9 protein-coding genes and 1 pseudogene are annotated in these 14,540 nt (G+C 60.5%); 2 read left to right on the top strand and 8 right to left on the bottom strand.

What is annotated here, in order from left to right; genetic code table 11:
- From ACZCED_RS17025 to ACZCED_RS16990, 8 genes and pseudogenes are all read right to left on the bottom strand, one after another.
- A pseudogene (locus tag ACZCED_RS17025) lies at positions 1–208 on the bottom strand (NADP-specific glutamate dehydrogenase); the annotation flags it as partial.
- A gap of 211 nt (positions 209–419) precedes the next feature.
- Positions 420–1,295 carry an N-carbamoylputrescine amidase gene (gene aguB, locus ACZCED_RS17020; protein WP_464861270.1) on the bottom strand — a complete coding sequence of 292 codons (876 nt, stop codon included), beginning with the start codon at positions 1,293–1,295 and terminating at the stop codon, positions 420–422.
- Between the two features lie 67 nt (positions 1,296–1,362).
- On the bottom strand, positions 1,363–2,472 hold the full coding sequence (gene aguA, locus ACZCED_RS17015) for an agmatine deiminase (RefSeq protein WP_464861269.1): 1,110 nt from the start codon (positions 2,470–2,472) through the stop codon (positions 1,363–1,365).
- Positions 2,473–2,589: 117 nt separating this feature from the next.
- Positions 2,590–4,263, bottom strand: coding sequence for a high affinity choline transporter 1 (locus tag ACZCED_RS17010; RefSeq protein WP_462970569.1), 1,674 nt, complete (start codon positions 4,261–4,263; stop codon positions 2,590–2,592).
- 99 nt (positions 4,264–4,362) lie between these two features.
- Complete coding sequence (locus tag ACZCED_RS17005) at positions 4,363–4,908, bottom strand: 4Fe-4S dicluster domain-containing protein (RefSeq protein WP_462970570.1); 546 nt, start codon at positions 4,906–4,908, stop codon at positions 4,363–4,365.
- Between the two features lie 106 nt (positions 4,909–5,014).
- Positions 5,015–8,203, bottom strand: a complete 3,189-nt coding sequence (locus ACZCED_RS17000; protein ID WP_464861268.1) for a putrescine aminotransferase — start codon at positions 8,201–8,203, stop codon at positions 5,015–5,017.
- Positions 8,204–8,455: 252 nt separating this feature from the next.
- Entirely contained in the window at positions 8,456–9,058 is a 603-nt protein-coding gene (locus ACZCED_RS16995) for a TetR/AcrR family transcriptional regulator (protein WP_464861267.1), read from the bottom strand.
- 252 nt (positions 9,059–9,310) lie between these two features.
- The gene (locus ACZCED_RS16990; RefSeq protein WP_464861266.1) at positions 9,311–11,128 is read right to left on the bottom strand and encodes a sigma-54 interaction domain-containing protein; all 1,818 of its coding nucleotides are present in this window, start codon (positions 11,126–11,128) and stop codon (positions 9,311–9,313) included.
- Between the two features lie 303 nt (positions 11,129–11,431).
- Between ACZCED_RS16990 and gabT the strand changes: the two genes are divergently transcribed.
- On the top strand, positions 11,432–12,739 hold the full coding sequence (gabT, locus tag ACZCED_RS16985) for a 4-aminobutyrate--2-oxoglutarate transaminase (protein WP_462970574.1): 1,308 nt from the start codon (positions 11,432–11,434) through the stop codon (positions 12,737–12,739).
- A 37-nt stretch (positions 12,740–12,776) separates the two neighbouring features.
- Positions 12,777–14,537 carry an aldehyde ferredoxin oxidoreductase family protein gene (locus ACZCED_RS16980; protein WP_462970575.1) on the top strand — a complete coding sequence of 587 codons (1,761 nt, stop codon included), beginning with the start codon at positions 12,777–12,779 and terminating at the stop codon, positions 14,535–14,537.
- Positions 14,538–14,540: the final 3 nt, after the last annotated feature.

Below are 14,540 nucleotides of genomic sequence, written 5' to 3'. Positions count from 1 at the left end.
CCTGCACCTCGCCCTGGTCGTCCACCCAGGGCACCCGGAACAGGATCACCCGCTCGGGCTCCACCAGGCGCTCTAAAATCTTGGCGGCCCGGTACTCGGGGTTGCGGTCCATCACCGGCTTGATCGAGGCCATCACCTCCATGACCGCCTGGTGAAACTCCCGCTGCCCCGGGTCCTTGTCCTTTACCAGCTGAAGAATGTCAGACATGTGGTTTTCCTCCCGCTAAATAAAAAGTATCCGCCAATCGTGGCGTAAAATAGGTACATGATGCGGGGCAACGGTCTTTTCGGACCGAGCACCGTTTTTGCCGACGGCCAACGCCGGTTCCCGTCAGAATCTACCTTGCACGACCTTTCCGGAACCCCAGAGAAACAGTTGATTGGCCAATGCCGTCAGCCATGCGTCGCAGGTGATGGCTTCATGACGACGGATCTCCATCCAGGGTCAGCAGCCTTTTATAGGCCTCGGGGCGCCTGTCGCGGAACAGCCCCCACGCCGCGCGCTCGGCCGCACAGGCCGTCAGGTCCAGTTCGGCCGTAACGACGCCCGGAGACTGGCGGTCGGCTTGGGCCAGCAGCGCGCCCTTGTTGTCCGTGATGAAGGATGATCCGTAGAAGGTGAGGGTGGATCCGTCGATGGTTTCACTGCCGATGCGGTTCGAGGCGACAACCGGCATGAGGTTGGCGGCGGCATGGCCCTGCATGCAGGTCTGCCAGTGGGGCTGGCTGTCGTAGGACGGGCTCAGGGGTTCGGACCCGATGGCCGTGGGGTAGAGTAGCATCTCGGCGCCCATCAGGGCCATGGATCTGGCCGCTTCGGGAAACCACTGGTCCCAGCAGATGCCCACGCCGATGGCGGCGTAGCGGGTTTTCCAGACCCTGAATCCGGTGTCGCCCGGGCTGAAGTAGTATTTCTCTTCATATCCCGGGCCGTCGGGGATGTGGGTTTTGCGGTAGACTCCCAGTACGCTGCCGTCGGCATCGATCACCGCCAGGCTGTTGAAGAAGGCCTGGCCCTTTTTCTCGAAAAAACTGACCGGCAGCACGACCTGCAGCTCTGCCGCGACTGCCGAGAAGCGGTTGACCGCCGGGTTCTTTTCGAGAGGGGTGGCCAGGGAGAAAAAATCGGGTTTCTCCACCTGGCAAAAGTACAGGTTCTCGAAAAGCTCCTGGAGCAGGACGATTTTGGCACCCTGGCCGGCTGCGGCTCGCACCAGCTTCTCTGCGGCCGAAAGGTTTTCTTTAACGTTGGATGTGCACGGCATCTGGGTTGCCGCCACCTTGATGATGGCCATGGTTTCCTCTATCTTTGGCGATTCTGCAAAAAATCCGATCCGCCCGAGGCGGATAAATGGCTGCGATTTACCGGACCCTGCGTTCACCCATCGGGATCTGCTGGGTGATGCAGTGGATGTTGCCGCCGCCCAAAAGGATCTCCCGGCTCCGGACGCCGACGACCTTGCGATCCGGAAAGAGCCTGGCGAGCAGGTCCATGGCCGCCCGGTCATGGGCGTCGTCGAACAGCGGCATGACGATGCCGCCGTTGGCGATGTAGAAATTGACGTAAGAGGCGGCCAGGCGGTCGCCGGCCCTGCGGGGTTTGGCCGTCTCGCTGGCATCCAGTCCCTGGCATTCCGCTGCGGAGACGACCATCGGATCGGGTTGATGGATCTTGTGGACCACCAGCGGCCGTCCGCGCGCGTCCGTCTCGGTGGACAGTATTTCCAGGGCCTGCCTGGAAATGTCGTACTGGGGATCGCCGCGGTCCTCGGTCCAGGTGAGCAGCACTTCCCCGGGCTTGACGAAACAGCACAGGTTGTCCACATGGCCGTCGGTCTCGTCCATGTAGACGCCTTTGTCCAGCCAGACCACCTTTTGCACATTCAGGTAGGCCATCAACGAGGCCTCGATCTGTTCCCGGTCCAGGTGGGGGTTGCGGTTGCGGTTGAGCAGGCATTCCCGCGTGGTGATCAGGGTGCCCTGGCCGTCCACGTGAAAGGAGCCGCCCTCCATGACCAGGGGCGCCCGGTAGCGGCCGGCCCGTTCGATCTCGAGAACTTTGGCGGCCACCCGGCTGTCGCGGTCCCAGGGGAAGTAGAGGCCGCCGTCCAGCCCTCCCCAGGCGTTGAACCGCCAGTCGACGCCACGGAGATTCCCGCGGCCGTCCACCACGACGGTCGGGCCCACATCGCGCATCCAGGCGTCGTCGGAAGAGATTTCCACCACGCGGACGGATTCCGGCAGCGCGCTTCGGGCATTTTCCCACTGGCCGTGGCTGGCGCCGGCCGTCACCGGCTCGAAGGCGGAGATGGCCTCGGCCACGTCGATGAAGGCGGCCTGGGCGGGTTTGGCGCCCAGGCGCCAGGTGTCCCCCCGCTCGGGCCACAGCATCCAGCAGCCCATGTGGGGTTCAAACTCGGCGGGCATGCGGAAGCCGTCCGCCTGCGGTGTGCTGTCGAATGTTCGGAACATCATGGATTCGTTTAACGGACTGATTTAAAAGTTGTATTCAATTAGGGAGGCGGACGGGAAACCCAGTCGATCGGCGGGTCGCCCGGCCGCACCCAAAGGCTTAACAACGATTGCCTGTCAGCGATCGGTCACCGATACCGTAACATTGACCGGGACATCCGTCTCCCCTTTTTTAAACCACCCCATCCATTTAACCACGGGCATGGGGTTGCCGTCGATGTCCACCAGCGGTTTGGGGGCATCCGCTTTTTGTGTGGCCAGGGAAACCACCACCATGAAGGCAAGGGATCCGACGAGGGCCCAGACGGAGCTGATGTAAAGCGAATCCCACATGGCCCAGTCAAAATAGATGCCGGTCTCGGCACCATTCAGGCCCAGGTCCGTATTGGCTGCCTTGGTCATGGGCAGGTAAATGAAGTAGGCGGTGATCCAGACGGCCAGGCCGCCCCAGAAAGACGCGATGGCGCCGTAGTTGTTGGCTTTTTTCCAGAAATAGGCCGCCGCGTAGGGCACGAAGAGGCTCACCAGCAACAGGGACCAGGCAATCACCATCAGGTTGTAGATCACCTGGAAGTACAGGGCCAGCATCAGCGATACGAAGGTGACGATGGGAACCATGATCTTGGTCATCTTCAGCGTCTGGTGCTCGTCTGCACCGGGATTGAAATACTTGTAGCCGTTGTAGCCGATGATCGACGAGGCCGCCAGGATGGCGCTGTCCGACGAACTCATCAGGGCCGCCACCAGGGCGCTGACGAAAAGGACGGCAAAGAAGGGGCTTAAGTGCTCCACAGCCATGAGCAGCAGGATCTTGTTCAGGGCGTCGTCGATGCTCAGATCCGGGTTGACCTTAAAATAGATCATGCCGATGATCACGGGCATCATGCCGACGGTGACGTAGAGCAGGCCGGCCAGATAGCTGGAATAGGAGGCGGTCTTCTCATCCTTGGCCGACAGCACCCGCTGCATGAGGTCCTGGGCCGGGATGCTGCCGAAACCGATGGCCAGCCAGGCGGCCAGCCAGTAGAACCAGCCGACATAGCCGGTGTAGTACATGAAACCGGCGTTCTCCATCTCCGGGTTGGCCGCCGCTTCCGGTGTGGGGATAAAGGACCATTGGTTGATGCCCATCATGTTGGTGGGCTCGTTGGAGAAGATGGCTTCCCAGCCGCCGGCCAGGGGTATGGCGACGTAGAGCATGATGATCATGCCCACCATGAGGATGATCATCTGGAAGACATCGGTGAGGGTGACGGCCCACATGCCGCCCAGGTAGGTGTAGACCACCAGGATGAAGGTGGAGATGGTGATTCCGGTCCACAGCGGAATGCCGCTGAAATAGTTGATGATGGTGCCGAAGGCCACCAACTGGGCGCCGACCCATCCCATTTCGGCAATGCTCAGGGACGCGGTGGAAAACAGTCCCATGCTTTTTCCGTAGCGCAGTTCGAACAGGTCAACCAGGGTGATGTAGCGGCCGCGGCGCATCAGGCGGGCAAAGAAGAAGCCGGTCAGCAGCAGGCATACGGCGGCCCCCCAGGGGTCGAAGATCACGCCCTGGTTGCCGAAGATGTAGGCGTTTCCGGCGCCTCCCATGCAGGTGCCGGATCCGAACCAGGTGGCAAAGAGCGTCCCCGTGCAAAAGAAGATGCCCAACCGGCGGCCGGCGACGACATAATCGGTGGTGGTGGAGATCTTTTTGGACGCATACCAGCCGATAAACAGCATGAGAACCATGTAGATGCCCAGCCCGATCAGAACCCAGTTGCCATATTGGTACGAACCATCCATGCCGACCTCCTGTATGTAGTTAGAAAACAGTCAAATCGCATCAGCCATTCATGCCGGCAGGCGACCGCCATCGTTGCTTCAGGTGACCACCACCGGTCATCAGCCCAGATAACCGGCAGTGCGGGGCACGCGTACGGCGCCTTTCAGCACTTCAAGGGCCAGGGCCCGGCGCTTTTCTTCCGGCTCACCCGTTTTGCTGCGCTGCTTCATCTGGTCCTTGCGGCAGCCCAGGGAAATCTTGTCGGCTTCCTTGAAAACCAGGGCCCCGTAGTGGCACTCGGCCACGCAGGCCGGCGCGCCGCCGCACAGGTCGCATTTGTAGGCGATGCCGGAGGCGTACTGCTCGATCATGCCGTAGGGGCAGGCGGAAACGCAGTCGCCGCAACTGTCGCATTTCTTGGCATCCACCACCACCACGCCGCGCTCGCTCCGCAATATGGCGCCGGTGGGGCAGGCCTCCAGGCACGACGCCTTGGGGCATTGAAAACAGACACTGGGCACCGAGTAGCCCTCGTGGGCCATATTGTTGACGTGAATCCTCGCCTTGGACGGCATGAACATTCCCTCCTTGACCGCTGAGCAGGCATACACGCATCGGTTGCAGCCGGTACATCGATTGGGAATGGCCATCAGGTGTTTTTCCATTGGTTCCTCCATGATGCCGGTGATCCGCCGCTTGGTTTATCGACGGCCCCGGCTGATTTGAAGTCTCCCCGCGGCAAGCCGCGGGGAATGCGTTCGCTATCGCGGTTCATGCTTCGGATCGAGCCTGTTCAATCAGATCGGCCAGCCCCAATTCGCGCAGTTTTGCCGCTTTCGGCCGTCCGGCTTTATCCCACCCCCGTTGGCGATAATAGAACCCCTTGAGCTCTTCCAGGGTTTCGGGGCTGAGGGTCCTTCCTTCGTGGGGCCCGTTTTCAAGGGCCCGTTTGGTCAGTTTTTCGGAAAGGGTGTCATCGGCAGCGGTAAATCCCGCTGCCAGGTTGAACATGCGCACCAGGTTCCAGACCCGTTCACCGGCTCTGGCCAGGTCCGTGGCGGACACCTGGCGCCCTAAACCGGCCGTCAGCAGTTCGGCCATGATCGTCGTATCCACCGATCCCCAGAAGTCGCAGAAACACATGGACCATTTGGCCCCGTTGACGTTCTGCATGGCCACGACATCGTTGGCCAGGTCTTTCAGCTTGAAGGGGTCGTCGGCGAACAGGGGAAACGCCCGCAAATGGCAGGCACCCCGTTCGCTGGTGGCATAGGCCAGGCCCATGCCGTAATTGCCGCGCGGGTCATAGGCCGGCATTTCCAGTCCCTTGGAATGGGCCGCCTGGTCGGGCTGGCCATACTTGTCCGCCAGCCGGGCGGCGCCCAGGGCCAGATCGCGGCCTCGCTGGGTGGATTGGTTGGCAATCTCATCCAGGACCTGCAGATAGGCGGCGGCGTCACCGAAGGTCAGACCCAGATCGGCGGCTCCCGATTCGGTCAGGGCCATGGCCAGGCCGATCACGTTGCCGGTGGACATGGTGTCCAGTCCCAGGTCGTCACACGCGCGGTTGAATCGCATGACCTGTTCCATGTCGTTGATGTCGCAATTGGATCCGCCCAGGCAGAGGGTCTCGTATTCGGGGCCTTCGACCTGGACGCCGTTGACCGATGTGAAGTTGCCGCATCCCAGCGGACAGGTGGCGCAGGCCCGGTCACCGATACGGATATCCGCCACGGCGTCGGCATCCAGCCGCCGGCGCTGGGGGTTGACACCCTGGGTGAAGTTGCGCGTGGGGTGAATGCCCATTTCGTTGGTCACGTCCACCAGCATGGGCGTGCCCTGTTCCTTGGCCCATTGGTTTTCAATGGTCATCAGGTTGCCCTCCAGGTGCTCGGATACCTTGCCCCAGAATTCGCCGATTTCGGCCACCTGGATGCCCCCGGTGCCCCTGACGGCGATGGCCTTGAGGTTCTTGGCACCGAAGAGGGTGCCGACGCCGCCCCGGCCCATCTGCCGGTAGGACTCCGAACCGACGCAGGCGAAGGGGATCCCGTTCTCGCCGGCCGGCCCGATGGAAAGGCTCTTCATGCCGGGTCCCATTTCCTCTTCCAATGTCCGCTCGGTTTCAAAGATGCCCCTGCCCCACAGTGAATTGGCCTCCTCGATGGTGATTTCGTCGTCTTCAATCCGCAGCCATACCGGCCGGTCGGCTTTGCCGCTGATGACGATGCCGTCATAACCGGCGAATTTGAGTTCGGGCCCGAATGCACCGCCGATGTTGGATTCGAAGATCGTTCCGGTGTGGGGCGATTTGGACACCACGCAGGTCCGGGACCCGGTGGGGGCCAATGTCCCTGCCATGGGGCCGGTCATGACGACGACGGTGTTGTCGGGGGACAGAGGATCGACCGTGGGGTCGACGGATTCGGTGTAGTATTTGGCGCCCAGCCCCCAGCCGCCGATATATTTTCTGGCCCATTCGTCCTTCAACGGTTCGGCGGTCACCTTGCCGGCGGAAAGGTCCACATGCAGCATGTGGCCGGCATACAGGTTGCTGACCTTTTTGCGCTGGGGCAGATCGATGGATTTGAACACATCCTCCAGGCGGGTGAGGACTTCGTCCAATGTTTCCTGGGGGATGTTCAGGGCCGGTTCGAAACGGATGTTCTTGGCGTTGGTGAGCGTCCCGGCGGTCAATACACCGCGGGAGAAGAGACCCGAGGCCACCTTGTAGCCGATGCCGTCCGTCGGAAACTCCATGCCCAGCAACAGCCCCAAGCCCCGCGCCTTGGCCAGTACGCCGGGATAGCGCGCCTTGAGCACGCCAAGCTGTTTGAGGACGTATTCGCCTTTGGTCTTGGCCTGTCCGGCCAGATCCTCCTCGATGAGCACGGTGATGGCCGCCAGGGCCGAGGCACAGGCCAGCGGGTTGCCGCCGGTGGTGGTGGTGTGCATGAAGGGGTTGGGTTCCATGCACGACCAGATTTCAGGCGTGGAGAAAAAGGCGCTCATGGGCACGACGCCGCCCCCCAGGGCTTTGCCGAAACACATGATGTCCGGGGTCACATCCCAGTGATCGACGCCGAAAATCTCTCCGGTGCGGCCAAAACCGGTCTGAACCTCGTCGGCGATCAGCAGCACGCCGTAATGGTTGCAGACCTCGCGCACACGGGGCAAAAAGTCGTCCGGCGGCACGATGGCGCCGGCCTCGCCCTGGACCGGTTCGATCACCACGGCGGCAATGTCCTGGCCGACGGCCTTGGCCGCCGCCAGCATGCGCTCCACGGCATCGGCATCCCCGAAGGGCACATGCTGTACCCCGTCCAGCAGCGGCAGCAGGGGTTTGCGGAAGACTTTTTTGCCGATGAGCGACAAACTGCCCAGGGTCTTGCCGTGAAATCCCTTGAGCATGGCGATAAAGCCCTTTTTCCCGGTATACAGCTTGGCCAGCTTCATGGCCCCTTCCACCGCCTCGGTGCCGGAGTTGGCGAAGAAGCCGTATTGAATCTTTCCCGGTGTCAGCAGGGCCAGCACATGGCCCAGTTCGGCCCTGAGCGGATCCAGGAGCTCCTGGCTGTACTGGGGCGAACGGTCCAGCTGGGCTTTGACCGCGGCAACGATTTTGGGGTGCCGGATGCCGTACGAGTAAAGGCCGAACCCGCCCAGGATGTCCAGAAACTCGCGCCCCAGGGCATCCACCAGCACCGACCCCTGGCCGGTCCACTCCGTATAGGCAAAATTGCCGGACTCGGTGACCGACTTGCGGTATTCCAAAAAGCCCTTGTTGATGTGGTCCCGGAAATTGCGCACCGTTTTCCTGGCGATCTCCTGCCGGACCTCGAGGGGTGTCTGGTCCAGCGGGGTCAGGATGGTATCGACCATCTTGCGCGCCTCGGCATAGGCCGACTGAATGTCTCTTCCCTGGTAGTCGCTTTTGAAATGCTCGTCGTAATCTCGCATTCGATGCTCCTTCGTTAAAATGGTTCGACCGCCGAAACGGTCGGCGTTCGGTGACCGGATGGGTGACCGGTCGTTCGAAAACTATTAATTGAACGTTCGTTTAATTTTATCGTCTACGTCTGCGTTTCGCATGCTTGCTTCCTGCTGCGCGGGTCGGTCCGGGTTGGACAGGGCCGCACCTGCGATTCCTGCATGGTGCGAGAGACGATAAACCGACTGATGCAAGAAACCGTGTGCAACGCCGGCGATGCTTTAAAATTCGCCGTTTTTCAAGGCGCTGACCAGGACGTTACGGGCCGTTTGCGCAAAATCATCGAAGTGCTTGCCGTCGGCTAAAAACTGGGAGTGAAACTCCAGCCCTTCCATCAGGGTGACAATATAGTCGGCAGCCTTGGTCGCATCCTTGACCCTGATGATGCCCTTGTCATTGAAATAGATCAGCTTTTCACACAGGTAGTCCCGCAGCCATTTGAACATGACCCGGAAGCGCGACAAGATCTGTTCGTTTCTCAAGCTCAGGTAATAAAAACCGAAATGCACGCCCGGATCCACGGTTCGATTCCACTTGAACGAAAACAGCACGTCGATGATTGCATTGAAGTGTTCGTGGTCATCCACTATGTGGTCGAAGTCGATCATTGCCGGGGACTGATATTTTTCGATCAGCAGGTCGACGAGCTCGAGCTTCATGTTTTCTTTGTTCTTGAAGTAGTGGATGATCAGGCTCGGATGAATGCCTATCCGGTTGGCTATCTTGCTGATGGACGTACCTTCGAGTCCCTCCTGGATAAGCACCCGATAATAGCTCTCGAGGATATCCGGTTTTCTGAGTGCCGCGCTCTTGTTTTTCCTCATGCCCCGTTTGCTCCCGATCCAGGCGACCGCCTGCCGGTCTGCAGCGGTCCCCAGGCAGTATCTTCGCAATTTGTATACCAAAAATGCATTCGTCCAGATTCGTCGCCCCCATCACCGGGCCTGGCGCGCGGACGGACGGTTGCCGTGAACGTTTGGGGGCCTCAAAAATGACAAACGGCATAAATTAATGCAATTTCGCATAAAGGCGGTTCCCGTAATTGCCGGGGCGGGCGGCGACGTCGGGGAAGGGCCTTACCGAGACCGGCAGCGCTGCAATTTCCTGGCGATCGTGGATTGATTGATGCCGAGGGCTTCGGCCGCCCGGGCCTGGGTGCCGTATTTCTCGAGGGCCTGGTCCAGAATGCGCTGTTCCACGGCGGCCATCATCTGCGGCAGGGTCTCGCCGTTTTCCATCATATCGATCCCGCAGGTGACCTGGGGGGGGGCCTGAGCGGTCACCGCCGTAGGCAGATCGTCGAAATCGATTCGCTGGGATTCCGACATGACCACCAGCCGCTCGCAAATGTTCATCAACTCGCGCACGTTGCCCGGATATTGATAGGCCAGCAGCGCATCCATGGCCCGGCGACTGAGCCGCGGGGGGGTCGCACCCTTTAATTTGGCGTTGAAATGACTGAGATAGTGCAGGATCAGGGGGAGCTTACAGGCCTCGCGTTCGCGAAGGGAGGGGATCGATATGGGCACGACGTTGAGTCGATAAAACAGATCCAGGCGAAATTGCCCCAGTTCAACCATTTTTCCAAGATCCCGATGGGTGGCGCAGACGATGCGGACATTCAGCCTTTTGGCGGTGGTGCCGCCGACCCGCGCCACCTGTCCGTCTTCCAGGAAGCGCAGCAGTTTGACCTGCGATGCAATGGGCAGTTCCGCGATTTCGTCCAGAAAAAGGATCCCCCCGTCGGCCAGTTCAAAATAACCCGGTTTTCCCTTTTGCGCCGCACCCGTAAAGGCGCCTTTTTCATAGCCGAACAGTTCGCTTTCCACCAGGCTCTCGGGGATGGCGCCGCAATTGATATGGATCATGGGCTTTTCAGCCCTGGCCGAGTAGCGGTGGATCAGGTTGGCAACCACCCCTTTGCCGGTTCCCGATTCCCCTACAATCAGGACGGTGGAGTCCACCTGGCTGACCTTGCGCGCCTGGCGCAGGGCCTGGATCAGATTGGCGCTTCGGGCAACAATCTGCCCCGATTCCAGTTCGGCGATCTGCATCTCCTGCATCCGGCGCTGGATCTGGTCATTTTTGGCCAGCTGCGCTTCGAGTTCTTCCCGCAGGGCATCGATTTCGGTGATGTCGCGCTCGTTGACCACCACCCGTATCAGCTCACCGGCCGGATTGAAGACCGGGTTTCCGGTCAGCATCAATTTTCGTCCCGAGCGCGTATGCTGCAGTATGTTTTCGCGCTTGCGGCTTTGCATCACCTTGAGGGTGACCGAGGTGTCGATAAACCCTTCATCGACCAGCTCAATGATTTTGCGGCCGATGACATCCGTGGCGCGCAGCATGTTGAGCCGTTCGGAGGCGGCATTGATGCGCAGGATGGTGCCGTCGCCGTCGCAGATGAACAGGCCGTCGTCGCTCGACGAGATGATGGCGTCCAGTTCCTGGCTCAGTTCCTGGTAGGAAAGCATCCGGCGGGTGGTTTTCTCCAGTTCGGTGCGGTCTTCGAGCACGCACAACACGCCGATGATGGCCTCTTTGTAAATCATCGGCGCCAGGCGCGCCAGGTAGGAAATCTCACCGGCCTGGAATGACAATCCGCGCCGATCGCGCCGATCTTGAAGCACCTGGCTGGCATGCGGCCATAAATCCGGCAGCGTGTTGGGCAGCAGGCTGCCGGGAAACAGCCCCAGGGTCTTTTGCACCCGGTGGTTGGAGATGACCACCGTACCCAACGGATCCAATACGAAAATGGCGTTGCCGGACGCGTTGAGCAGGGCTTTGGAAAACAGTCGCCAGTTGCGGGCGACCCGGTCGTCGCCCCGGCGCGTGAACAGCAGGGTGCTCAATTGGGACGATGGCGGGCTCATCTTTCGATCGCGGGATTTCATGCATCAGGCATAACCACAAAAGGATCGATTATGCAATACTGCATTTTTTGGGCTGCCGGTTGATGGGCGCATCCCGGCCAGCGATCGATCAACCGGCCGGGCACTGCCGGCCAATGATGTCGATACCCGCCTGAGTGCATTTCAAACGGTTCGCAGGCGGGTATCCGGGCGTGTGGCAAAACCCGGCTAAAGGCGATGGTACGGCAATTGCTTTGTTATCGGGTCATCGTTTCAATGGACGATATACACCATGAACAACGCCGTTCACGTTTCTTATTCATCATCAACAAAGGAGTGACCCATATGCCAGCCCGCAATCACGAATTACTGGAAAAACGCAACCAGCATGTCCCCCAGGGGCCCTTCAACACCACCCCCGCATTTATCAGGGAAGCCCGCGGGGCGGTCATGGTGGATGTCGACGGCCGTGAACTGATCGATTTTGCCGGCGGCATCGGGGTGAACAATGTGGGGCACTGCCATCCCAAGGTGGTGGCAGCCATCCAGGACCAGGCGGCCAAGTTCATCCACACCTGTTTTCACGTAGCCATGTACGAGCCTTACGTGGAATTGGCCGAACGCCTCAACGGGTTGGCACCCGGCGATGCCGCCAAAATGACCCTATTTGCCAACAGTGGCGCCGAAGCGGTGGAAAACGCCGTCAAGATCGCCCGGTATGCCACCAAACGGCCGGCCATTATTTGCTTCGAAAACGCCTTCCACGGGCGTACCCTGCTGGCCATGACCCTGACCAGCAAGGTCAAGCCATACAAGTTCGGATACGGGCCATACGCACCGGAAGTCTATCGGATGCCATACGCGTATTGCTACCGGTGTCCTTTCGGCCTCACTCACCCGACCTGCAATACGGCCTGTGCCGACTATCTGGAGGAATTCTTCGTCAGCCACGTGGCCGCCGAGCAGACTGCCGCCGTAATCGCCGAGCCCATCCAGGGAGAAGGTGGATTCGTCACCCCGCCGCCCGAGTATTTTGCCAAATTGAAGTCCATTTGCGAAAAGCACGGCATTCTCCTGATCGCCGACGAGGTGCAAAGCGGTGCCGGCCGGACCGGCACGTTCTTCGCCATCGATCATTGGGGCGTGACCCCCGATATCATCACCATGGCCAAGAGCTTTGCCGGCGGCATGCCCCTGTCCGCGGTGATCGGCCGCGCCGACCTGATGAACGCATCCCATGTGGGCGGTCTGGGGGGGACGTATGGAGGCAACCCGGTATCCTGCCGGGCCGCTCTGGCGGTCATGGAGATCCTGCTCGAAGACGGCCTGATGGACCGGGCGGTCTTGTTGGGTGATACCCTGCGGGCACGCTTTACCGCCATGCAGGAGCGCTATGCGATCATCGGTGATGTGCGCGGCAAAGGTCCGATGCTGGCCATGGAACTGGTGGAGGACCGCGAATCCAAAAAACCGGCCACCGATAAAGCCAAGGCACTGGTGAGCCGCTGTTTTGAAAAGGGGTTGGTATTGCTTTCCTGCGGTAATTTCGGCAACGTCATCCGCACCCTGATGCCGCTGGTCATCACCGATGACCAGCTGGAAAAGGGACTGGCCATACTCGAAGAGAGCCTCTCGGAAGTCTCACGCTCCTGATTTCAGGACAGCCCTCAATGGTAAAGGAAATAAAACGATGCATGCTTATTTTCAAAAGGCACTGACGGTCGATGTGAGCAATCGATCCAGCGAGACGGAGGTGCTGAGCGACGCAATGCTCAGCGCCTGCATGGGCGGCAAGGGTCTGGGCACCCACCTGCTGCTGGATCGAAATCCGATCGGTGTGGATCCCTTTTCTCCCGACAACCACCTGGTGTTTGCCCTGGGGCCGGCCACGGACAGCCCCCTCCACGGGTCGTGCCGCCACGGCATGTTCGCCAAATCCCCGCTGACCGGCCTTTACAGCGAATCTTATGCCGGCGGCAGTGCGGCCATCGCCATGAGCCGGGCCGGTTTTGATGCCTTTTTGATCAAGGGGGCCGCGGACCGTCCGTTGTGGCTGGAGATCAGCGACCAGGGCGTATTTTTTCACGATGCGGACGACCTGTGGGGGCTGGATACGTTCGAAACCGAGGCGGTTTTGCGCAAGCGGGTCGCAGCCGCGTCGCCGGGAATTCTGGTGATCGGCCCGGCCGGGGAAAACTGCGTGCGCTTCGCCATTGTCAAAAATGACGGCTGGCGGGTATGCGGGCGCACGGGTATGGGCGCGGTACTGGGTTCCAAAAAGATCAAGGCGATCGTTTTCCACGGCGGACAGAAGCGCTCTTTTGCCGATGCGCAGGGACTTAAAGCCTATGCCAAGGAGAAACTGGCCCTTTACAAGGACCATGCCGTCACCCAGGCCTACCGCAACAACGGTACGCCCATGATGGTGGATATCCTCAACAAGGCGGGTGGCTTTCCCAGCCGTTACTGGTCGCAGGGATCGGTGAAGCATGTTGAAGCAATCAATGCCCAGAGCATGCAGCAGCGCTGTCAGCCCAAACCCAAGGCCTGCCGGACCTGTTTTCTGGCCTGCGGCAAATCGGTTCGCGTCCAGCAGGGGCGCCACCAGGGATTGACCCTGGAAGGGCCGGAATACGAAACCATCTACGCCTTCGGCGGGCTGTGCATGATCGACCAGATCGAGGAAATCGTCTATTTGAACGACCTGTGCGATCGCCTGGGGCTCGACACCATGAGTGCGGGAAACCTGGCCGCCTTTGCCATCGAAGCCCGACGACGGGGCAAAATCGATCTCGAGATCGACTACAACCAGCCCGACCAGATCGCCGCGCTGCTCAAAAAAATCGTGCTGCGGCAGGATGTGGGCGGACTGCTGGCCGATGGGATCCGGCCGGCCAGCGAAGAGCTGGGCCTGGAAGAGATCGCCGTTCACGTCAAGGGACTCGAACCGTCGGGTTACGATCCCCGGGTGCTCAAGGGAATGGGCCTGGCCTACGCCGTGGCCGACCGGGGCGCCTGCCACCTGCGCACCACCTTCTACAAGCCGGAACTGGCCGGCCTCATCGACCCGGACCAGATTGAAGACAAGGCCGCCATGTTCATCGATTTCGAGGACCGCTGCACGCTTTTCGACACCCTGATCCTCTGCCGGTTCTACCGCGATTTGTACCCCTGGGAGGAGATCGGCAACATGATCGCCCTGACTACCGGTGAAAGCATGCGCAAGCCGGATCTCCAGGCGCTGGCGGCCCGTGTCACCGACAGCGCCCGCCGCTTTAATTTACGAGAGGGCCTGCGGGCCACCGACGACTGGCTGCCCAAACGGCTGTTGAACGAAACCCTGCCTGACGGGCGCCGCATGGCGTCCGCCGACCTGAGACAACTGGTGGACGACTACTATCGTTTGAGAGGATGGCTCGACACGGGGCAGCTGCAGGATGCGGGCGCCTAAGGG

The sequence above is a fragment of the Desulfosarcina sp. genome (assembly GCF_055467485.1).
The sequence above is the reverse complement of the archived record's forward strand: the minus strand, read 5'-3'. Positions and strand labels throughout refer to the sequence as shown.

Bases quoted from the DNA above. Each gene is read 5' to 3' on its own strand.
- ACZCED_RS16980 (WP_462970575.1), top strand. From the start codon at position 12,777: ATGCATGCTTATTTTCAAAAGGCACTGACGGTCGATGTGAGCAATCGA.
- ACZCED_RS16995 (WP_464861267.1), bottom strand. From the start codon at position 9,058: ATGAGGAAAAACAAGAGCGCGGCACTCAGAAAACCGGATATCCTCGAG.
- aguB (WP_464861270.1), bottom strand. From the start codon at position 1,295: ATGGCCATCATCAAGGTGGCGGCAACCCAGATGCCGTGCACATCCAAC.
- ACZCED_RS17010 (WP_462970569.1), bottom strand. From the start codon at position 4,263: ATGGATGGTTCGTACCAATATGGCAACTGGGTTCTGATCGGGCTGGGC.
- gabT (WP_462970574.1), top strand. From the start codon at position 11,432: ATGCCAGCCCGCAATCACGAATTACTGGAAAAACGCAACCAGCATGTC.
- ACZCED_RS17000 (WP_464861268.1), bottom strand. From the start codon at position 8,203: ATGCGAGATTACGACGAGCATTTCAAAAGCGACTACCAGGGAAGAGAC.
- ACZCED_RS16990 (WP_464861266.1), bottom strand. From the start codon at position 11,128: ATGAAATCCCGCGATCGAAAGATGAGCCCGCCATCGTCCCAATTGAGC.
- ACZCED_RS17005 (WP_462970570.1), bottom strand. From the start codon at position 4,908: ATGGAAAAACACCTGATGGCCATTCCCAATCGATGTACCGGCTGCAAC.
- aguA (WP_464861269.1), bottom strand. From the start codon at position 2,472: ATGTTCCGAACATTCGACAGCACACCGCAGGCGGACGGCTTCCGCATG.